22 protein-coding genes are annotated in these 20,688 nt (G+C 66.2%); 12 read left to right on the forward strand and 10 right to left on the reverse strand.

All coding sequences use genetic code 11. The annotated features are described in order from the left end of the window. Positions 1–4: 4 nt before the first annotated feature. From GGR13_RS01430 to GGR13_RS01445, 4 genes are all read right to left on the reverse strand, one after another. A complete protein-coding gene (locus GGR13_RS01430) occupies positions 5–1,168 on the reverse strand; it encodes a polysaccharide biosynthesis/export family protein (protein ID WP_246347626.1) in 1,164 nt (387 codons plus the stop codon). A 91-nt stretch (positions 1,169–1,259) separates the two neighbouring features. Beyond that, the gene (locus GGR13_RS01435) at positions 1,260–2,510 is read right to left on the reverse strand and encodes a glycosyltransferase family 4 protein (protein ID WP_221230369.1); all 1,251 of its coding nucleotides are present in this window, start codon (positions 2,508–2,510) and stop codon (positions 1,260–1,262) included. Further along, the gene (locus GGR13_RS01440) at positions 2,510–3,817 is read right to left on the reverse strand and encodes a glycosyltransferase family 4 protein (RefSeq protein ID WP_183211679.1); all 1,308 of its coding nucleotides are present in this window, start codon (positions 3,815–3,817) and stop codon (positions 2,510–2,512) included. Before GGR13_RS01440 ends, GGR13_RS01435 begins: the two co-directional genes overlap by 1 nt. 94 nt (positions 3,818–3,911) lie before the next feature. Next, complete coding sequence (locus tag GGR13_RS01445; protein ID WP_183211680.1) at positions 3,912–4,907, reverse strand: KpsF/GutQ family sugar-phosphate isomerase; 996 nt, start codon at positions 4,905–4,907, stop codon at positions 3,912–3,914. Between the two features lie 184 nt (positions 4,908–5,091). On the opposite strand from GGR13_RS01445, the gene otsB reads away from it, so the two are divergent. The 8 genes from otsB (at position 5,092) to ybgC (ending at position 12,260) form a co-directional block, all read left to right on the forward strand. After that, on the forward strand, positions 5,092–5,859 hold the full coding sequence (otsB, locus tag GGR13_RS01450) for a trehalose-phosphatase (protein WP_281380530.1): 768 nt from the start codon (positions 5,092–5,094) through the stop codon (positions 5,857–5,859). After that, positions 5,856–7,658 carry a glycoside hydrolase family 15 protein gene (locus GGR13_RS01455; protein ID WP_183211681.1) on the forward strand — a complete coding sequence of 601 codons (1,803 nt, stop codon included), beginning with the start codon at positions 5,856–5,858 and terminating at the stop codon, positions 7,656–7,658. The genes otsB and GGR13_RS01455 overlap by 4 nt, the downstream gene beginning before the upstream one ends. 58 nt (positions 7,659–7,716) lie before the next feature. Continuing rightward, positions 7,717–9,147, forward strand: coding sequence for an alpha,alpha-trehalose-phosphate synthase (UDP-forming) (locus tag GGR13_RS01460; protein WP_183211682.1), 1,431 nt, complete (start codon positions 7,717–7,719; stop codon positions 9,145–9,147). A gap of 53 nt (positions 9,148–9,200) precedes the next feature. After that, positions 9,201–9,719 (forward strand): crossover junction endodeoxyribonuclease RuvC, encoded by a 519-nt coding sequence (gene ruvC, locus GGR13_RS01465; protein ID WP_183211683.1) that lies wholly within the window; start codon positions 9,201–9,203, stop codon positions 9,717–9,719. Beyond that, the gene (gene ruvA / locus GGR13_RS01470; protein ID WP_183211684.1) at positions 9,716–10,333 is read left to right on the forward strand and encodes a Holliday junction branch migration protein RuvA; all 618 of its coding nucleotides are present in this window, start codon (positions 9,716–9,718) and stop codon (positions 10,331–10,333) included. The genes ruvC and ruvA overlap by 4 nt, the downstream gene beginning before the upstream one ends. Then, positions 10,330–11,367: a Holliday junction branch migration DNA helicase RuvB gene (ruvB, locus tag GGR13_RS01475; protein ID WP_183211685.1), complete on the forward strand. Its 1,038-nt coding sequence runs from the start codon at positions 10,330–10,332 to the stop codon at positions 11,365–11,367. The genes ruvA and ruvB overlap by 4 nt, the downstream gene beginning before the upstream one ends. Positions 11,368–11,442: 75 nt before the next feature. Then, positions 11,443–11,811: a hypothetical protein gene (locus tag GGR13_RS01480; RefSeq protein ID WP_183211686.1), complete on the forward strand. Its 369-nt coding sequence runs from the start codon at positions 11,443–11,445 to the stop codon at positions 11,809–11,811. Continuing rightward, the gene (gene ybgC / locus GGR13_RS01485; protein ID WP_183211687.1) at positions 11,808–12,260 is read left to right on the forward strand and encodes a tol-pal system-associated acyl-CoA thioesterase; all 453 of its coding nucleotides are present in this window, start codon (positions 11,808–11,810) and stop codon (positions 12,258–12,260) included. The genes GGR13_RS01480 and ybgC overlap by 4 nt, the downstream gene beginning before the upstream one ends. Here the strand turns inward: ybgC and pal are convergent. Further along, positions 12,254–12,811 (reverse strand): peptidoglycan-associated lipoprotein Pal, encoded by a 558-nt coding sequence (gene pal / locus GGR13_RS01490; RefSeq protein ID WP_183211688.1) that lies wholly within the window; start codon positions 12,809–12,811, stop codon positions 12,254–12,256. The genes ybgC and pal overlap by 7 nt on opposite strands. Before the next feature lie 87 nt (positions 12,812–12,898). Next, positions 12,899–14,281, reverse strand: coding sequence for a Tol-Pal system beta propeller repeat protein TolB (tolB, locus tag GGR13_RS01495; protein ID WP_183211689.1), 1,383 nt, complete (start codon positions 14,279–14,281; stop codon positions 12,899–12,901). A gap of 436 nt (positions 14,282–14,717) precedes the next feature. On the opposite strand from tolB, the gene GGR13_RS01500 reads away from it, so the two are divergent. From GGR13_RS01500 to GGR13_RS01515, 4 genes are all read left to right on the forward strand, one after another. Then, on the forward strand, positions 14,718–15,893 hold the full coding sequence (locus tag GGR13_RS01500) for an aspartate aminotransferase family protein (RefSeq protein WP_183212258.1): 1,176 nt from the start codon (positions 14,718–14,720) through the stop codon (positions 15,891–15,893). Between the two features lie 46 nt (positions 15,894–15,939). Beyond that, positions 15,940–16,347, forward strand: a complete 408-nt coding sequence (locus tag GGR13_RS01505; RefSeq protein WP_183211690.1) for a GxxExxY protein — start codon at positions 15,940–15,942, stop codon at positions 16,345–16,347. 97 nt (positions 16,348–16,444) lie between these two features. Next, the gene (argF, locus tag GGR13_RS01510) at positions 16,445–17,365 is read left to right on the forward strand and encodes an ornithine carbamoyltransferase (RefSeq protein WP_183211691.1); all 921 of its coding nucleotides are present in this window, start codon (positions 16,445–16,447) and stop codon (positions 17,363–17,365) included. Between the two features lie 187 nt (positions 17,366–17,552). Then, entirely contained in the window at positions 17,553–17,765 is a 213-nt protein-coding gene (locus tag GGR13_RS01515) for a cold-shock protein (protein ID WP_183211692.1), read from the forward strand. Positions 17,766–17,837: 72 nt separating this feature from the next. Here the strand turns inward: GGR13_RS01515 and GGR13_RS01520 are convergent, their stop codons facing one another. From GGR13_RS01520 to GGR13_RS01535, 4 genes are all read right to left on the reverse strand, one after another. Further along, positions 17,838–18,731 (reverse strand): hypothetical protein, encoded by an 894-nt coding sequence (locus GGR13_RS01520; protein ID WP_183211693.1) that lies wholly within the window; start codon positions 18,729–18,731, stop codon positions 17,838–17,840. Between the two features lie 145 nt (positions 18,732–18,876). Then, positions 18,877–19,650: a GIN domain-containing protein gene (locus GGR13_RS01525; protein WP_183211694.1), complete on the reverse strand. Its 774-nt coding sequence runs from the start codon at positions 19,648–19,650 to the stop codon at positions 18,877–18,879. Continuing rightward, a complete protein-coding gene (locus GGR13_RS01530; RefSeq protein WP_183211695.1) occupies positions 19,647–20,234 on the reverse strand; it encodes a DUF1700 domain-containing protein in 588 nt (195 codons plus the stop codon). The genes GGR13_RS01525 and GGR13_RS01530 overlap by 4 nt, the downstream gene beginning before the upstream one ends. Then, positions 20,231–20,614 carry a helix-turn-helix transcriptional regulator gene (locus tag GGR13_RS01535; RefSeq protein WP_183211696.1) on the reverse strand — a complete coding sequence of 128 codons (384 nt, stop codon included), beginning with the start codon at positions 20,612–20,614 and terminating at the stop codon, positions 20,231–20,233. Before GGR13_RS01535 ends, GGR13_RS01530 begins: the two co-directional genes overlap by 4 nt. Positions 20,615–20,688 lie beyond the last annotated feature (74 nt).

The following is a 20,688-nucleotide window of genomic DNA, read 5'->3' on the forward strand; positions in this document are numbered from 1 at the left end:
GGCGTCAGTTCTGAAGGGTGCTGGTCACCGAGACGTCGTAGACGATGCGCGTGAAGGACTGGATGGCCTCGAAGAATTTGCGCATCTCGGCGAGCCCGGACTGGGGCACATAGACGATGTCACCTGGCTCGATGACGAAATTGCCGGCCGTGAACAGTCCCGTCGCGTCCTCGAAATTGAGCCGGTACACGATCGGGATCCCCCGCACGGTCGGGGCCTGGGTGACACCCAGCGCCTCGGCGACTTCAGGACGCTCGAAGCGGAAGACCAGCACCGACCTGGCATTCGCCAGATTGGCGTTGAGGCCGCCGACCTTGGAGATTGCGCCGGCCAGCGTCGTCGGGCCCGGCTCCATGGAGACTTCTGCCACGGCTCCCAGCGCCCCGAACGTACTGAATTTACGAGGCCTGTAGGCGAGGTTGATTTCGTCACCCCGGGCCAGGCGGACATTTTCCCGGAAATCGGTCGTTACGGCACTGAGGGGGGCGCTGTAGGTCTGGCCATCGCGCTGGATGTTGACGATGACATCTTCGACCGGGCGCGTCGTGCCGCCCCTGTCGCCAATGACGTCCAGAATGCGATCGGCGTTGGACGACAGTGGAGCCCGCCCCGGCTGCCTCACATCACCCAGAACATTGACCGTGTTGAACGAGTTCTGGGCAATCGAGACGGTAACCTGGGGATTGCCGACCCGGCCAATCAGGGCGCGACGGATCGCAGCCCCGGCCTGGGTCGAGGACAGGCCGGCAACGCGGACCGGACCTGCGAACGGGATCGTCGCATTCCCGCTGGAATCCACGCTGATCCCCGGCAGTTGCTGCTGCCCGGAACGGAGTCCGGACGCGCCCGCGCCCGCACCGAAGAGATTGCCGCTCGGCTCGAAGATCGAGACCGCGAGAACGTCGCCGGGGCCGATCAGGCCCGAAGCGCCCTCGACGGACGAATTGGCCAGTGTGCCAAGGAAGCGTGGGGGCACCAGCTTGATCCGCTCGCTCGCACCATAGTCGAGGTCGACGATCTGGTAGAAACCCTGGGTGTCTACGGACGTCGCACCGCGCTCGACCGCCTGCCCGGACGGTCCGTCCCGCGGCAAGGTCGAGCATCCGCTCAGGACAGCCACGATGGACAGCGCCAGAACCGAGCGTGTCAGGGGATTGGATAGGTTCATGGTGAACTGATTACCGGCGTTTGGCGTGAGGGACCAGAGGTCTGGCCGAAATGGCGACGTCAATCCTGAGCGCCGCACGAAGAGCGGGATGTCAGCTGTTCAGACCGATGCGTGCAGCAACATCCGCGAAATGCCGATCCCACGTCGGCGCAACGAAATGGGGAGAGATCGGACGCGATCGCGTGGCCCGCTCCAGGGCAGCGAGCCAGCCCAGGCCGTCCAGCGGGTCGATCAGTTCGGCATCCGGCACAAGTTCCCTGTGCGCGGGGATGTCCGAGGCGATCAGAGGCACCCCGAGGGCACAGGCCTCCACCGCCGGCAGGTCGAAGCCCTCGACACTGGACGGGGCGAGCACGGCCTGGGCATTCTTCATGAGGGCCGCCAGCGAGGCATCCGGCAGATTGGCGGCCTGATGCACCAGCCCCCGCAGGTTGGGCGACCGCTGAAGGTGATCCAGCACGGCTTCGTTCTCCCAGCCATAGCGGCCAACCAGCACGAGCTGTGGGGCGTCCTCGCCCATCCGCTCCTGGAGGCGCCGCCAGATGGTCAGCAGGAACGCCAGGTTCTTTCGCGCCTCGATGGTGCCGACATGGACAAAATAGGGCCGCGGGGTCGCATTGCCGGGACGGTCGAGAAAGATGGGCTCCAGCCCCAGGTGGATGGCGTCGATCGGCGGTGCGGCGATCCCCTCGCGATCGGCAAAGGCCTTCAGCTCACTGGCTGTGTAGTTCGAGTTCACGAGGATGCGCGAGGCGTGCTTCAACGCCGTCAGGACACGGATCCGGTGCTTTTCGCCATCGCCCGGACGGCAGAACTCCGGATGAGTGATCGGGATCAGGTCGTGCAGCAGGACGATGCGCTCGATCCCGTTGGCGCTGAGGCTGTTCAGGATTTCGGGGGTGTTGAGGCTGGTGTGGCCCACGTTGAAATAGCGACGCCCGGGCGGGATCTCGGGCATCCGGCGCGACCGGAAGAACTGCTTCCAGACCCGCATCCGTCGCGGGGCGTTCCGGTCAACGGGTGCTGGCGGGGAGCCCAGAACGGACACCGGTCCCGGCCGGTCGGCATTCAGGGCTTCGAACAGCCTCCGCTCGGCCTCGGTCAGGGGGCGATTGAAGAACTCTCCGGTCCAGCGTTTTCGCAGGGTTTTGACGCACTGACGGAACCAGGTCCCGTCCACCGCGACGAGCTGGTCATGCTTGGAGCGCACCGGGACCATCCGGACGTCCTGGCGCGACATCAACCATTCCGCATAGGCGAGGCAGACGCGGTCGACCCCGGTCGGGGCGGTCCGCTCGGTCCGACTGACCAGACGACTGGCATCGAAAAGGATGTCTTCCATCACAGAATACCTACCTTGTGATAGAGCTGCCGCAAGCGGTCCTGATAGGCTTCAGGGGTAAACAGTCCGGCCTGAACCCGCCCGCGGGCAACAAGTTCCGTTCGCAGGCCTTCATCGGAATCGAGGGCCAGCAGCCCCCGGGTCAAGGCCTGGACGTCATAGGGATCGACGCTGATGGCAGCCTCTCCGGCCACTTCAGGCAGGGACCCGGCTGTCGATGTCAGGACGGCCGTTCCCAGCGCCATGGATTCGAGTACAGGAAGGCCAAAGCCCTCGTAGAGCGACGGAAATACCGTCGCCCGCGCCCCGCGGATCAAGCTGACAAGCATGGCAAATGGCATGTATTCATACTGGCGGATCCGGTCCGCGCTGGGCCCGCCGTCACGCTTGACCTGGTTCAGAAGCGCCGTTTCTCCGTCGTCCAGCCAGGCTCGTCCGCCGACGATCACCAGCGGGCTCACCGAGCCGGATGCCAGATAGGCTTCGACGATACGGCCGAGATTCTTCTTGGGTTCGATCGCCCCGAAATGCAGGAAATAGCTCTTCCAGCCCAGATTGAAGACGCCTTCCAGCTCACGCGCGACATCGGCATCCGGTCGGCTTGTCAGCGCTTCCGGCAGTGAGACCGCCTGATAGGTGTTGGTGACCCGGTCTTCTGGGACATTCAGGATCCGGATCACATCCTGGCGTGTCGTTTCCGACACGACGGCGATGTGATCGGCACGCCTGGCAATACCCTGACACATGGCCAGATAGGCCCCGGTATCGTCGGCCGTCGTATGCGGCAGGCGCAGCGGGATCAGGTCGTGGATCGTGTAGATGTTGGGCACTCCCTTCGCGTGAAGCGGAAGGGTCGAGGTCCAGTGCATGACATCCGGGGCCGGAGCCGCTGCCGTGGCATCGAAGGACAGCGGCGTCTCGGTGCGATATCTGTTGAAGGCGCGGCGTGCGAACAGAAAGAGGTCCTGGGCTGCCCAGAACCTGTCCGCGTCCGGTTTGCCTCCGCCCTGGCTGGGCCAGATGACCTCGCCACTGTGGGCTACGGGATAGGCGTTTCTGCCGAACCGGCTGAGCACGGTTCGACGAAAGCGCTCGGACTTCTTCATTTTCCGGTTCGGCTTTCCCGCGTCGAACAGGGCTGTTTCGTCCAGAACCCGGTTGCCGCTCTTCCCGACGACCGGCCCGTAAAGCACCTGGGTCCCGAGCCCCAGAACACGGGCGTTTGCCAGCAGATTGCGCCCGTAGGTGGCGATCCCCGACCCCTTGGCGAGAGCGATATTCGAGCCGTCGATGCAGATTGATTTCATTGAACCATTCATCAGCCACCGACCCTGGAGGTCAGCTCGGGCATCGTCGTGGCGCAAGGCGTAGCGCGGCGACACGAGTCGGGTCAACCGCCGCTCAGGAGACGTAGCCCGCCTGCATAAGCTCGGCGACATGCACGATCGCGACAGGCCGGTCATTCTCGACCACGAACAGATTGGCAATCTTGTTGGCGGCCAGAAGGTCGACCACGTCGCTCATCCGCTGCTCAGGCCCAACGGTAATCGGCTTGCTGCTCATGATGTCGCCGGCGACGATGGCCGCGATGTTGTTGGCAAAGGCCCGACGGACGTCGCCATCCGTGATGATCCCGGCCAAGGTCCCGTCGGCGTTCAGGACCGCGACGGCCCCCTTTCGCCCCTCGGTGATAGCCGAAACGACGACCGAGAAATCGGCATCCAGGGCCACGGTGGCCGGTGGAGCGTGATTGTCGCCCATCCATTCCCGGACGCTCTGCAGGCTCATGCCCAGCGACCCGCCCGGATGGTGGAGACCGAAATCCTGGGCCGTGAACTCGCGACGGTCCATCAGCACCATGGCCAGGGCGTCGCCGAGCGCCAGGGTCATCAGGGTCGAGGTGGTCGGGGCCAGGCCGTTGGGACAGGCTTCGGCGACGCTGGGCATCACCAGGGGCACGGCCGACATCCGGGCCAGGAAGCTGGAGCCCCGCTGGGTCATGCCGATCACGGGGATGTCATTGCGCTGACAGAAGATCAGCGGATCGCGGAGCTCGCGGCTTTCACCCGACGACGAGATGGCCAGCAGGGTCGTGTCGTGGCGCAGCATGCCGAGGTCGCCATGGCTCATCTCCGCCGGATGCACGAAGAAGGCGTTGGTGCCGGTGGAGGCCAGGGTCGCGGCGATCTTTCCGCCGATATGGCCCGACTTGCCCATACCGGTCACCACGACATAGCCCGGCCGGCTCAGGATCACGTCGCAGGCGCGGGCCAGAGCCCCGTCGATCGTGCGCTCAAGCGCCTGAAGCGCCTCGATATTGAGCCGCACGACCTCGCGGGCACGGTCACCCATGGCGGCAACCTGATCCGGGCTGGAGGTTCTGATTTCCGGGCTCATGCGGCAGCCATCCCTTGACGTTTCTTGCGCGCCAGATGCGCCCTCCATGAAGTTTTCGCAACGGCCGATCCGCAGCATCGCGGACCGCAATCGACCCGCCCGCGGCAGAAATGCCGGGCGGGCGCTCAACCTTTGCCGTCCCGAGGCGTTAGGGGCGCGGGGCTGACCACGATCACGAAAACGGATGACGATGCTGCACGCCGCAGACCAGACCATAGAGCTTGAGCCCCCCCCGGCGCAGCTGGTGCGACCGGCCCTGTTTCTCGATATGGATGGGGTTCTGGCTCCGCTGGCCCCCACACCCTCGCAGGTCGGGCCCGTCGCCCGGCGCACCGCCGTGCTGGAGGCACTGGACCAGCGCCTGGGTGGCCGCATGGCGATCCTGAGCGGGCGTACCCTCGAGGAAATCGACCGGATCAGCGGCGGCGCAGCGCGGTCGGCGTCGGGCGTCCATGGTCTGGAGCGGCGACGGCGCGATGGCGAGACCGAGCGCGCCCGTGTGCCGGAAAGCCTCCGCAACGTGGTTACAGCCTTTGAGGAATTCGCCCGGACCCGGCCAGGCATTCTTGTCGAAGACAAGGGCGCGTCCGTGGGATTGCACTACCGGCAGGCCCCGGAAAGCCGCGAGGAAGCGACCGCCCTGGCCACCCGGCTTGCCGGAGAGACCGGGCTGATGCAGCAGCCCGGCCATATGGTCCTCGAGCTCAAGACCCCAGGCGCGGACAAGGGCACAGCCCTGACAGCCTTCATGACCGAGCCGCCCTTTACCGGATCGGTCCCGATCATGCTCGGCGACGACCTGACCGACGAGTTTGCGTTCGAAGCGGCAACCGCCCTGGGCGGCTTCGGCGTTCTGGTCGGCCCGGCGCGCCAGACCGCCGCCCGGTACAGGCTCGATGATGTCGAGGCGGTGCTGACCTGGCTGGAAACCGTCGAGGAGACCAAGGCATGACCAACCTCCCGCCCAGGGGGCCGAACCTCGACCTCGCGCCCATCGGCAACTGTGCCATCAGCGCCCTGATTGACCGCTACGGACGCTACGTCTGGGCCTGTGCGCCACGTGTGGACGGCGACCCGGTCTTTTCCGCCCTGATGGACGGCCAGGCGCCCGATCACGGGTTCTGGTCCGTCGAGGTCGAGAACCTCAGGGACGTAACCCAGGCCTATATCCCCAACACCCCCGTCCTGCGCACCGTGCTGACGGCGGAAGATGGCTCTGCGGTCGAGATCATCGACTTTGCGCCGCGCCACATGAAGCACGCGCGCACCTATCGACCCCTGGCGTTTGGCCGGATCATCCGGCCCCTCAATGGCGTACCGCGCGTGACGATCCGGCTGCGGCCCTCGGCAGACTGGGGTGCCCGCAAGGCAGAGTGCACATCCGGCTCGAACCACGTCCGCTACCAGTGCACCGACCTGACGCTGCGCCTGACCACCGACTGTCCCGTGTCCCATGTGCTGGAGGAGCGGACGTTCCGTCTTGAGCAGCCCTACGCCTTTTTCCTCGGGCCTGACGAAGGCTACGATCAGGAAGTCGGACCGGGCGTCCAGTCGGCGCTGGATCGCACCGTGGCCTACTGGAAGGCCTGGGTCCGGACGCTTTACATCCCGCTGGACTATCAGGAAGCGGTCATCCGGGCGGCCATCACCCTCAAGCTCTGCGTCTACGAAGAGACCGGGGCGATCGTTGCGGCCATGACGACGTCTGTCCCGGAGTTCCCCGAGAGCGGACGCAACTGGGACTACCGTTACTGCTGGATCCGGGATGCCTATTACACAGTGCGGGCGCTGAACCGGTTGGGTGCGGTCGACATCCTGGAGAACTACCTCGTCTATTTGAGGAACCTGGTCGACAACTCGGCCGGAGGCCATGTGCAGCCGGTCTATGGTGTCGGCCTGGAGCCGGGCATCGGCGAGAGCATCCTGACCTCGGTCGAGGGCTATCGCGGGATGAAGCCGGTGCGCGTCGGCAATCAGGCTCACGAGCACCTGCAGCATGACGTCTACGGCCAGATGGTCCTGGTGCTGGTCCAGTCCTTCCACGATCAGCGCCTGCTGCGGCCGGGCACGGTGGACGACTTCTATTCGCTGGAGGCGGTTGGCGAGCGGGCCTTTGCCATGCACGACCAGACGGACGCCGGCCTCTGGGAGTTCCGGACGATCGCGCGGGTGCACACTTATTCGTCAGTGATGTGCTGGGCCGCCTGCGATCGTCTGGCAAAGGCGGCGAACAAACTGGGGCTGGAGGCGCGCGCCACTGTCTGGGCCGACCGGGCCGCCGTCATCCGGGCCCGGATCGAGAAGGAAGCCTACCTTCCCGAACTCGGCCGGTTCGGGGCCAGTTTCGGGGGAGAGGAACTGGACGCCTCGCTGCTGCAGCTGGTCGATCTCGGCTTCCTGACCCCGGACGATCCGCGCCAGGTCGGAACGTTCGATGCGATCGAGCGCGACCTGAAGAAGGGGCCGTATCTGTTCCGGTATGTCGAGCCGGACGATTTCGGCGAGCCGGAGACGGCGTTCAACTTCTGCACCTTCTGGTTCATCGAGGCCCTGCACCAGAACGGTCGCGACGACGAGGCGCGAGCCATCTTCGAGGAGATGCTGAGCCGCCGGACCCATGCAGGTTTGCTGAGCGAGGATATCTCGCTGGGCGATGACGAACTGTGGGGCAACTACCCGCAGACCTATTCGCTGGTCGGGATCATCAACTGCGCCGTGCTGTTGAGCCGGTCATGGACGGACGTGCGATGAGCGTGATCACGACATCGCGTTCGATCCGTATCTCGCCTTCGCGCGTTTGGGGGGCATCATGGGTCGCCTGATCGTAGTCTCCAATCGTGTGTCGGCCCCGACCGACCCGGCCGCCGGCTCGGCGGGCGGGCTGGCGATGGCCCTGTCGGCCGCGCTGCGGAAATACGACGGGCTGTGGTTCGGGTGGTCGGGCGAAACCGTCGATCACTTCACCGGCGAAGCCAAGATCGAGGACCGCGCCGGCGTCACGGTCGCCCTGGTCGATCTGGAGAGCCAGGACGTCGACGAATACTACAATGGCTATGCCAACAAGACCCTGTGGCCGCTGTTCCACCACAGGGTCGACCTGACGACCTATGAGCGCAGCTATGGCGAGGGCTACGAGCGGGTGAACCGTCGGTTCGCAGAGGTCCTGGCCCCGATGATCGAGCCGGACGACATCATCTGGGTGCATGACTACCATCTGATCCCGATGGCCCGGGATCTGAGGCGGCTGGGGATCACCAACCGGATCGGCTTCTTCCTGCACACGCCCTGGCCGGCTCGTCAGTTGCTGGTCACCCTGCCCCATCATCGGCGGCTGGTGGAATCCCTGTTCGCCTATGATCTGGTCGGGTTCCACACCCGCGAATGGCTCGATCTGTTCACGGACTACGTCGTGACCGAGGCGCGGGGCGATGTGACGGGCGAGAATGGCCTCGAGTGTTTCGGTCGCGTGGTCCAGACCGGCGTCTATCCCATCGGGATCGATGTCGAGGGCTTCATCGCGGCCGGTGACTCGGCCCTCGGACGACGGACCTACGACCGGATGATGTCGTCCACGGCCTTCCGGTCGCTGCTGGTCGGCGTCGACCGGCTCGACTATTCCAAGGGCCTCGAGCAGCGACTGGTCGGCTATGAACAGTTCCTCGCCGACAATCCCGACATGCGATCCCAGGTGCTGCTGCTCCAGGTCACGCCCATTTCGCGCGACGAGGTCGATTCCTACCAGGACATTCGGGGGCGGCTCGACTCGCTGGCCGGTCGGATCAACGGGGCCTATGCCGAGATGGACTGGCAGCCGATCCGTTACCTGAACCGGACCTATCGGCGCGACCAGCTGGCCGGCATCTATCGCGCGGCTCGCGTCGGACTGGTGACGCCTCTCCGCGACGGCATGAACCTGGTGGCCAAGGAATATGTCGCCGCCCAGGACCCGGCCAATCCCGGGGTGCTGATCCTGTCACGGTTCGCCGGTGCCGCCGAACAGATGGGCGAGGCCCTGCTGGTCAATCCGTTCAGTCGCGAGGAGCTGTCCGAGGCGATAAAACAGGCACTGACCATGCCGCTGGCCGAACGGATCCGGAAATGGAAGGCGCTGATGCAGGTGGTCCGCGACACCGATGTGTCGATCTGGCGGGATGATTTCGTGGGGGCCCTGAAGGCCGTCAAGATCGTCGGCGACGGCGGCGCGCCGTTCCATCAGGGGGCCAACGCCCACGCGGCGTGAAAATCGGGGCTGGTCATTGTTCGTCAACCCTGTTTGGGGCAAGACTGGAACGAATGACGAACACCCTGATTCAATCTGGCACCCGCATCCTGGGACTCGACCCCGGACTGCGCCGCACCGGCTGGGGGGTGGTCGTGGCCGAAGGCTCGCGACTGCGCTGGATCGCGCACGGCGTCATCAGCCCGCCTGAAGCCGCCCCGTTCAGCGAGCGGCTGCTGTTCCTGCTGGAAGCCGTCGGCGAGGTCTGCACGGCCTACAGCTGCGATGAGGCGGCGATCGAGGAAGTGTATGTGAACATGAACCCGTCCTCGACGCTGAAGCTGGGCCATGCGCGGGCCGCCGTCATGCTGGCCCCGGCACGCTGCGGCCTGTCGGTCGCGGAATATTCGCCCAATCTGATCAAGAAGGCCGTGGTCGGGTCCGGCCATGCCGACAAGGGCCAGATCGCCTTCATGATCAAACGGCTTCTGCCGGCCGCCGGTGAGGTCAAGACCGATGCCGCCGACGCCCTCGCCGTCGCCGTGACCCATGCCCAGCTGCGGAAGCGGGCCCTGCTGGAGATGGTGTCGTGATCGGTCGTCTGAGGGGCCTCGTGGCCGAGGTCGAGGATGGTCATTGCCTGATCGACTGCGCAGGCGTCGGCTATGTCGTGGCCTGCGGGGCGAGGACGCTGCAACGGCTGCCTGCCCCGGGCGACGAGACGATCCTGCACATCGAATCCAGCTGGTCCGCCGAGAACGGACCCCGGCTGTACGGCTTTCTGGGCCGGGACGAGCGGCGGGCCTTCACGACCCTGACCGGCATCCAGGGTGTCGGCCCCAAAGCGGCGCTGTCGGTGCTGGACGTCCTGCCGCCCGGCGACCTGGCGGGGGCCGTGGCCCGGGACGACAAGGCCGCGATCGGGCGGGCCAATGGCGTCGGACCCAAGCTGGCGCTGCGGATCGTCACCGAGCTGAAGGGCAAGTCGCTCGGCGATGTCTCCTTCACCCCGTCCGCGATCGGCGGCTCGGGCGAGATCGTGCCGCCGAAGCCGAGCCTGACGGGGGAAGCCGTGTCGGCCCTGCTGGGTCTCGGCGTGGCCGAGGTCAACGCCCGCCGCGCCGTGGATCAGGCCCTGCTCCGGCTCGGTGAGGAGGCCGAGCTGTCGGCCCTGATCCGGGCTGCCTTGCAGGAACTGGGGCGATGACCGACGACCGCATCATCTCGCCCGCGGCTGCGCCGGGCGAAGCCTATGACCGCGCCCTTCGGCCCCAGACGCTGTCGGAGTTCGTCGGGCAGGAGCAGGCCAAGGGCAATCTGAAGATCTTCATCGACGCCGCCCGGGGTCGCAACGAGGCGCTGGACCATGTCCTGCTGTTTGGGCCGCCGGGACTGGGCAAGACCACCCTGGCGCAGATCGTGGCGCGGGAACTGGGTGTCGGCTTCCGGGCCACTTCTGGACCGATCCTGGCCAAGGCCGGCGATCTGGCGGCCATCCTGACCAATCTGGAACCCCGGGACGTCCTGTTCATCGACGAGATCCATCGCCTCGCCGCCACTGTCGAGGAGATCCTGTATCCGGCGATGGAGGACCATGTGCTGGACCTGATCATCGGTGAAGGGCCCTCGGCGCGCTCGGTCCGGATCGATCTGGCCCCCTTCACCCTGGTCGGCGCAACGACGCGCGCGGGGTTGCTGGCGACGCCGCTGAGGGACCGGTTCGGCATCCCCCTGCGGCTCGAATTCTATACGCCCGACGAACTGGTCCGGGTGATCACCGGGGCGGCGCGCAAGATGGGGGCCCCGATCAATGACGAGGGCGCCCGGGAGATCGCCTCGCGCGCCCGGGGCACGCCGCGCGTGGCCGGACGGCTGCTGCGCCGCGTACGGGACTTTGCCGAGGCCGAAGGGGCCCCGATGATCAACCGCATCGTCGCGGCCCGGGCACTGGCGCGGCTGGAGATCGACGAGGCCGGGCTGGACGCCAATGACCGCCGCTTCCTGAAGGCCCTGATCGAGAACTATGGCGGCGGGCCGGTCGGGATGGACACCCTGGCCGCCGCCATCGCCGAGGCCAAGGACGCCGTCGAGGACGTGATCGAGCCCTATCTGCTGCAGCAGGGCTTCATCCAGCGGACCTCCAGGGGGCGGATGGCCTGCGCCAGGGCCTATGCGCACCTTGGACTGGCCGAGCCGCCCAAGCCGCCGACGGCGTTGCCGGATGACCTCTTCGGGGGCTGACAGGCCTTTCAGGGCCCTACCCCTTCACCTGAAAGGCGAACGGCGGCATCCTGTCAGCTGGATCGGGAGGCCCCCATGGCCAGACGAGGCAGAACAAGACAGGTGACGACGGCGCTGGCCATGCTGGTCGTGGCGCTGGGCGCTACGGGAACGCTGGCCGATGCCCAGAGTGTCCTGCCCCGGTTTGCCGAGGACGGGCCGGCGCGCGCCTTGCGGCAGGTGCGTGAGCAGCGCGGGCCGGGGACCGAGCTGCGGTATGTCCAGCCAGGCCAGAACCGCACGGTCTGCGGCTATATCGGGCGGGCGGGGCAGCGGGCGGCGGTGGCCTTCGTGTCGCGGCCCAGCCGGATACTGTTCAGCGATGATCCCCTGACCGTCGAGTTCCGCGAGGCGCGGGAGCGGTACTGCCCCGACCTGCTGCAAGCCCCGACCGGGACCGGATGAGCAACCAGCCGACCGCCGGCCGGTTCGAGGGCCGTGATCATCTGCTGCCGGTGCGCGTCTATTACGAGGACACCGACTTCACCGGCCTGGTCTATCACGCGAATTATGTTCGCTATTTCGAGCGCGGCCGGTCGGACTTCTTGCGGCTGGCGGGCATCGGCCACGCCCGGCTGCTGGATCAGGAGGCCCCCATGGCCTTCGTCGTGGCCGAACTGAACCTGACCTTCCTGAAGCCCGCCCGGATCGACGATGCCCTGGTCGTGCGGACCCGCTACCAGCGGATCAGGGGGCCGAGGCTGATCATCTCCCAGACGGTCGAGCGCGGGAGCGAGGTCCTTTGCCGGGCCGAGGTGGTCGCCGTTTGCATCCATCTGGACGGACGGCCCCGCCAGCCCGGGCGGGCGCTGGTCGAGGCCGTCACGCCCTGGCTGGACCCCGAAGGTCAGTAGGCGCCGGACACAAGGGCGGTGCGGCCATTGCGGTTGCGAGCCCAGCTGTCCTCGCTCGACCCCAGCGCGATCGGCCGCTCCTTGCCGAAGCTGATGGTGTCGATCCGGCCCGCCGAGACGCCGCGCTCGATCAGATAGTTGCGAACCGATTCAGCTCTCCGGGCGGCCAGGGCCAGATTGTATTCGCGGGTGCCACGCTCGTCGGCATTGCCCTCGATCCGGACCATGACCTGGGGATAGCGCTGCAGCCACTCGGCCTGGGCGTTCAGGCGGGGATAGGCGTCGGGGCTGACCTGATAGGAATCCAGATCGAAATAGATGCGGTCGCCGACATTGATGGCGAACTCCTGCGCCGATCCGGCAGCGGCGGCGCCGCCGGCATTGCCTTCGATCGGGCCGGTCGGCGCCGTCGGGTAGGCCGGGCCGCCCGTGTCGCTGGCAGGCGGCGTGTTCGGCACCGCCGGGGTCACGGGGCGACGAGTGCAGGCCGCCATGGAGGCAACGACGAGGCCCACGGCGGTCAGGCGGATCAGGGTGCGGGCGGCGATCATTCTGGAAGTCTCCGGGTCTCTGGCGATGGGTGTGCGAGGGAGGAACGTTTCACGCGAACCGTCCGCTCCATCAGGGTTAAGATCGGGTTACGACGGGCAGCTGTCCGGGCCCTGGGCACGGCCGAGTTGCATGGGCGTATCGGCCAGCAGGGGCGACCAGGCGGGGTCGGAGCCCCGGCCCTGATAGCCTGACTGGGCGATGACCCGGCCGGAAAGGTCGACCATCCACAGATTGGTGTCCCCGCCCCGGGTCTGGCGCGCAAACATCAGATAGCGGCCATTGGGGGCCCAGGATGGGCCTTCCTCGAAATAGCTCGACGACAGCTGTCGCTCGCCCGAGCCGTCGGCATTCATCACGCCGGTTGCGAACCGCCCGCCCTGCGACTTGGTGAAGGCGATCAGGTCGCCGCGCGGGCTCCAGGCCGGGGCCGTATAGCTGCCGCCGCCGCGCGAGATCGGGCGTTGCCCCGAGCCATCGGCGTTCATCACATACAGACGCGGCGTGCCCGAACGATCGGAGTTGAAGACGATGCGCGAGGCGTCCGGGCTGAACGACGGCGAGGTGTCGATCCCGGGATCGCTGGTCAGGCGACTGAGCTGGCGGGTACGAAGGTCCATCACATAGACGTCGGTATTGCCGCCCCGGATGATCGAGAACGCCACCTTCGTGCCGTCCGGCGAATAGCGGGGCCCAAAGGCCTGGCCGTCGAATTCACCGAGACTCTCCCGGCGGCTGGTCGACAGATTGTAGAGGTAGATGCGGCTGTAGTCCTTGCCGAGCGCCATATAGACGATCTCGTCCGGCTTGGACGAGAAGCGCGGGGTCAGGATGATCTCGTTGCCGTCGGTCAGGAATTGCGGGTCGGCGCCGTCGGAGTCGACGATGGCCAGCCGGCTGAGACGGTTCAGCCCGGTGCCGCTCTCGGCGACATAGAGAATCCGGCTGTCGAAGAACCCGCTCTCGCCGGTCATCCGCTGATAGACGACGTCGGCGATCTTGTGGGAAATCCGTCGCCACTGTTCCGGCGTGGCGGTGAAATTATAGCTGACCAGCTGGCACTGGCGATACGGGTCATACAGACGGAAGCCGAAGTCGTTGCGGCCGTCGGCACGCGGCGTCACCGAGCCATACAGAACAGCCTGGGCCCCGATCTGGGTCCATTGCGGGAAGTTCGGCGCGTTCTGCAGGCTGAGGCCCGTCTCGATGAAGCTGGACGGGTTCATCGGCTCGAAGAAACCCGAGCGGCGCAGGTTGTCGCCGATGACCGTGGTCACCTGAGAACCGTTCGGGCCGCTGAACGGAGCCACCGCGATCTGGAAGGGGCGGATCACGCCCTGGTCGATCTCGACCTCGACCGGGCCCTGCTGCTGCGGGGCCGGCGTCTGGGGACGGGCGACCTGGGCCTGGACCAGCGTCACGCCCGCAACCGCGACTGCCGCGACCGTGCAGAGAAGAAGGTTCAGACGCATGAAGGGCTCCGGCATTATGAGGCGTATCGTCGGGTCTTATCGCCAGCCCGGTCGACAAACGCCAGCTTCAGCGTGATTGGGGCGACTTTGCGGACGAGAGGGCTTTCAGGACACGTGCTGTGTCTGGATTGTCTGGATTGTCTGGAATCGAGCCTGCTTTCGACCGCCTGCGTAACCCCTCATCCGCCCCTCCGGGGCACCTTCTCCCGCAAGGGGAGAAGGAAACCAGAAGCCCTACTCCCCTTGCGGAAGAAGGTGGCACGCGCAGCGTGACGGATGAGGGGTCAGTTTAGCACAGGTCCGGACGGGGGTGTGTTGACTAACACCGTCCCCGGTCCGACAAGACGGGACCCTATTCTAGCGGTCCCGGCGCAGCAGCGGCGGGACCGTCTCGCTTTTGGAGAACAGCACAGTGTCACAGGCCGCTTCGCACCTGATGGGTGTCTACAACCGGGCTCCGGTCGAGGTGGAGCGTGGCGAGGGTGCGCGCCTGTTTGCCGCCGACGGCACTGTCTATCTGGACTGCGTGCAAGGCATCTCGACCAATGCCCTGGGTCACGCCCATCCGGTGCTGGTCCAGGCCGTCAAGGACCAGGCCGAGAAGCTGTGGCACGTGTCCAACATCTTCCGCATTCCCGATCAGGAAGCCCTGGCCGCCGAGCTTTGTGACAAGTCGTTCGCTGACGTCGTCTTCTTCACCAACTCGGGGACCGAGGCGGTGGAATGCGCGCTGAAGACGGCCCGCAAATATCACTACGTCAACGGCCAGCCCGAGCGGATCGACATCTATGGCTTCGACGGTGCCTTCCACGGCCGGACCTACGGGGCCGTCAACGCCGCCGCCAACCCCAGCTATACCGAGGGCTTCGGGCCCAAGATGCAGGGCTTCCACCAGCTGACCTGGGGCGACCACGAGGCGCTGAAGGCCGCGATCGCCAATCCGACGACGGCGGCGATCATCGTCGAGCCCGTCCAAGGCGAGGGCGGGTGCCGTCCGGTGCCGGACGTCTGCCTGCGCGGCCTGCGTGAGCTGTGCGACGAACACGGTGTGCTGATCATCTTCGACGAGGTCCAGTGCGGGATGGGCCGGACCGGCAAGCTGTGGGCCCACGAATGGGCCGGGATGCAGCCCGACATCATGGCCATCGCCAAGGCGCTGGGCGGCGGCTTCCCGATCGGGGCCTGCCTGTCCACCACCGAGGCGGCCAAGGGCATGACGGTCGGCGCACACGGCTCGACCTTCGGCGGCAATCCGCTGGCCATGGCGGTTGGGCGGGCGGCGTTCGGCGAGCTGTCGAAGCCCGAGACCCTGGCCCACGTCAACGAGATCGCCGGCTATCTGAAGCAGCAGTTGCACGGGCTGAAGGAGCGCTTCCCGGACGTGATCTTGGATGTGCGGGGCAAGGGGCTGCTGACCGGGCTGAAGCTGGTCCCCAACAATCGCGAGTTCATGGCCTGGGCGCGGGACGGGCAGCATCTGCTGATCGCGGGCGGCGGCGACAACTGCGTACGCCTGCTGCCACCGCTGAACATCACGCTGGAAGAGGCGCGGGAAGCCGTCGAGAAGCTGGAGCGGACCTGCGAGGCGGCCCGGGGCAGGATGGCGGCGTAGTTACAGCGTAGCAAAAGCAAAGGGTTCATCACTGCGGTCACAGCGGATGCACGGCGAGCACGACGGTACCGGGACTGTTTCGGCCGAGGTGAACGCCATCGGCACGGCGGTGATGGATTCGGCTTTCACGGTGCATCGGCAGCTTGGGCCGGGGCTTCTGGAAGCTGTTTACGAACATTGTCTGGCGGAAGAGATGAAACTGAGGGGGCTGCAGGTCGACCGTCAGATCGCTGTGCCTGTTACCTACAACGACACGAAACTCGACGTCGGTTTCCGGCTTGATCTTCTGGTGGAGCGGAAAGTCATCGTGGAAATCAAGGCGATCGACGCCCTGGCATCGATCCATGTCGCGCAGCTTCTGACCTATCTGAGGTTCGCTGACGTCCGATTGGGGTATTTGATCAACTTCAACACGGTCAGACTCAAGGACGGCTTTCGCCGTCTGGTTCTATGAGCCGCTCCCCCCTAAGGTCACAGGACCCGCTGTGTTCGCTGTGATCTCGCCGTGTTCGCCGTGATGAACCCTAGCCCGCGATTGGTTTGAGCAATCCATGACCAGACATTTCCTCGACATTCATCGGCTGGACGCCGCGGACCTCCGGGCCATCCTTGATGATGCCCATGCCCGAAAGGCGGCCCGCAAGGGCTGGCCGCAGGGGCGGGTGGATGCGGATGCGCCCGGCAAGGACCGGGTGCTGGCCATGATCTTCGAGAAGAATTCGACCCGGACACGGTTCAGCTTCGATGCCGCCATTCGCCAGCTTGGCGGGGCGGCGATCATCGCCAATGCCGGGGACATGCAGCTGGGGCGCGGCGAGCCGGTCGAGGATACGGCCCGGGTCCTGTCGCGGATGGTCGATGCGGTGATGATCCGCGCCAACCGGCATGAGGATGTCGAGCGGTTCGCCCGGGTCTCGACGGTCCCGGTGATCAACGGACTGACCGAGCGCAGCCACCCTTGCCAGATCCTGGCGGACCTGATGACGATCGAGGAGCGGCTGGGGCCGATCCAGGGCAAGACCCTGGCCTGGGTCGGGGACGGCAACAATGTCTGCCACAGCTTCATGCATGCCGCGCCCAAGTTCGGCTTCCACTTCAGCGTCGCCTGCCCGGCCGAATATCACCCCGATCTCGTGGACCTGGCCAAGGGTGGAAACCACGTCACCCTGACCAGCGACGCCCATGAGGCGGTCAAGGGGGCCGATGCCGTGATCACCGATACCTGGGTATCGATGGGCGATGCGGACTATGAGGCGCGACTGGCAGCATTCGAGACCTATGGCGTCGACGATGCCCTGATGGACCTGGCCGATCCGGACGCGATCTTCCTGCACTGCCTGCCGGCGCACCGGGGCGAGGAGGTCACCGATGCCGTGATCGACGGCCCGAGGTCGGTTGTCTGGGATGAGGCGGAGAACCGGATTCACGCGCAGAAGGCCGTCCTCGCCTGGTGTTTTGCCGAGGCCGGATAACGGTCGGGCCGGAATAATCACGAAGCGGGTTGTCGAAAGGGCCGGTTGAGCGTACAAGAGGGCTCGTCGATCTCACTGCGTAACGCCCCCTCTCTTTGCGAACGCACCGAGTTTAGGCTTTTCCATTCAGAACCGACCCACCCCAGACGCTGTTGTCGCGGGTGAATATCTAGCGGAGGTCCTGAAAATGGCTACCGGCACTGTCAAGTGGTACAACTCCACCAAGGGTTATGGCTTCATCGAGCCTTCGGATGGCGGCAAGGACGTGTTCGTTCACGTTTCGGCCGTTGAAGGCGCAGGCATGAACGGCCTGAACGAAGGTCAAAAGATTTCCTACGAAGTCGAAAAAGACCGTCGTACGGGCAAGGAATCGGCCGGCCAACTGAAGGCCGCTGAATAGTCCTTACGGATCATTCAAGCGATTGGCGGGGCCGATGCGAAAGCATCGGCCCCGTTTTCGTTTGGGCTGGGACTAGCGCCGGACGGTGACGCGGGCGCGGGTTTCCAGCTCGCCGATGCGGCGGTCCAGATAGGCGCGGTCGTCGCTCGAGGGGCTGGTACGCGAATAGGCGGCCTCCAGACGGACGAGATCGCCATGCTCGACGCGGATGTCGGCGGCCTCGGCCCGGGCGAGTGTCGTCGAGGTCAGGGCCCGCTCGATCGCGGCCAGGCGCGTGCGCGGGTCCTGCTGCGCATAGCCGCCACCGGCGCCGACGGCTACGCCGAGACGGGCGTCCAGGGCATCAAGACGGCTTTCGATGTCCTCGCGTTCGCGGGCGGTCAGGCCACCGGACTGGTACCCTGCCTCGGTCTGGATCAGGGCGGCATAGTCGGCGCGCAGACGTGTCGCCTCGACGCGGGTGAGCTGGCGCGCGCTGACCGCGGCATTGACGCGGGCATCGAAGTCCGCCCGGCCATCGACCACCGACTGATAGCCACCCAGGTCGTCGGCATAGCCGCCGGCTTCGAGGCTCGCCGTCAGAGCGTCATACCGGCTGTTGAGTTCAGCCGTTTCGGTCGGAGTAAAGCGGCGATCGGACCCGTAGCGGGTCTCCAGCGCGACCAGGGCGTCGTATTCCGCATTCAGGCGACTGGCCGAGTTGCGGTCGAGGGTGCCAGCGCGGACGTCGGCGTCGATCCGGGCGGAGAACTGGCTGCGGCCATCGTTGAGCGGGCGTTGCCCACGGGCCCAGGCGGTGTCGAGGGCCGAACCGCCGGTCCCGAACAGGGCGCCGAGCACGGCACCCAGGGTGTCCTGACGCGTGTTGGTCTGGGCCGAGCCATAGGCCGTCTGGGCGGTGACCATGCCCGCGGTCGAAAGGGCGAGCGTGCCGACGGCGGCGGCGGTGAGGAGATGGATTTTCATGAGAACTGTCCTTGGGAGGCATGCGGCGGACCGGGTCGCGCTGTGTCTGGAACGTGGTTCCGCGGTTTCGGTTGCCCCAAACGACAGGGGCGGAGCCGCCTGCGCGACCCCGCCCCCTTTCACATCGGTTCCCTGGAGAGCCGTTCTAGTTGGCGACGTCCCCGGAGCCCGAGATGTTCTGGGTCAGGCTGGCCGGCCGGGACTCGAGGTCCACGTCGCCGGATCCGGTGAGGTCGATCTCGACCTTGCCGGTCGCATCGACCCGGGCATCGCCGCTGCCCGAGATGGCGATGTCTGCATCCGCAACTGTCAGATCGCGCAGCTCGGCATCGCCCGAGCCGGTGATGTCCAGCGCCAGCCGGGTCGCCCGGCCCTGGGCCTCCACATCGCCGGAGCCGGAGATGTCGACGGTCATCTCGGCCTGGTCATAGTCCTGGATGATCAGGTCCGAGGAGCCACGCAGGTCGAAGCGGTTGACCGACGGGGCCGTGACCACGATGCGCAGGCGTTCGGAGTCGCTCCAGCCCTGGATCCCCGTGCCGGTGACGGAGACCACGACCCGGTCGCTGCCCTCGTCGAGCTGCAGGCGGCCGCCGTCGATGCGGACGCGATCGACAATGGCCTGCGGGCCCGTGATGACGACGTTGGCCGCATCGCCCTGGACGAAGGTGACGTCGGCGGCGAGGTCGAGGGTCAGGGTCTCTCCCCCCGCCCAGGGCACGGTCCGGGTGGTTTCCGGTCCTTCAGCAGCCTCAACCGAATCCGTGCGGCGGATCATGGTGTGGCCGTCCTCGTCGTCGATCGTGAAGCTCCAGCCGTTGCGCTTGATGTCTGCGCCGCCCAGGGCTGCCGCCCCGCCGAAGGCAATGATGCAGAGCAGGAAGGCGCTGCCGGCGATGATGAAGAGGGTGCGGATCATGACCGGGCTCCCATGGGCTCAGCGTTGGTTTCGAGGGCCGGCTTGAGCAGCCGGTAGTGAAGGCGGGCGAACCAGACCAGGCCGTTGACCAGCAGGATGGTCGAGATGGCCAGCAGGGCTCCCACGAAGGTCGATCCGGCCATGACGCCCAGGCCTGCCAGGATGGTCGCGGCGATCCCGCCCGGAGCCACCGAGAAGGGCGCTGCGATCATGATCACGGCCCCGCCGAAGAAGCCGATCACCACGCCGCAAAGCACGGCGAACATGATGCCGATGACGCCCATCAGGATCGGCAGCAGGATCAGGATGTCCAGCGCACCGAGGCCCAGGACCGCGAAGACGGCTCCGGCAGCGGCCGAGGGGTTCTTTTCCTGATGCCAGCGCTGGATGCCGGCCTCGGCCTTCAGCTCGCGGGCCAGACGGTCGGGATCGCCCAGCTTGGCCGAGATTTCAGCCTCGGTCCGACCGGCGGCGAGGCCGTCATCGAAATGCGCCTCGTAATCCGTCAGGATCTCCGAGGCGGACGACACAGGCAGGCCGGCCAGTCCGCGCTTCAGACGGGACAGGAATTCGTCGCGGGTCATTGGGTCTCTCCCATGACAGGGGTGGTGGCCGCATCGGCGGCCGGGGTGGCCGGGACGTCATCGCCAAGGATGATCGCGTCGACGGCGCGGGTGAAGGACTTCCATTCGCTGGCCTGGGCCAGCAGGGCCTGACGGCCGGCGGAAGACAGGCGGTAGTATTTGCGCGACGGCCCCGAAGAGCTCTCGACCAGATAGGTCTCGACCAGCCCGTCCTGCTGCATCCGGCGCATCAGGGGGTAGATGGTGCCCTCCCCCATATCGATGGCGTCGGACAGGCGGCTGGCGATCTCGTAGGCATAGCTGTCGGCACGCGACAGGAGCGCCAGGACACACAGGCCCAGCACCCCTTTCTTCAACTGTATCTCGATGGTTTCGGTCACAGGCGACCCTCCTTCTGATGAAGAAAGTCTATCGCAAGGTACCTGTCGTCGCAAGGTACCTGTCTAAACATGAC

The sequence above is a fragment of the Brevundimonas variabilis genome, from assembly GCF_014199945.1.
Lineage (GTDB): Bacteria > Pseudomonadota > Alphaproteobacteria > Caulobacterales > Caulobacteraceae > Brevundimonas > Brevundimonas variabilis.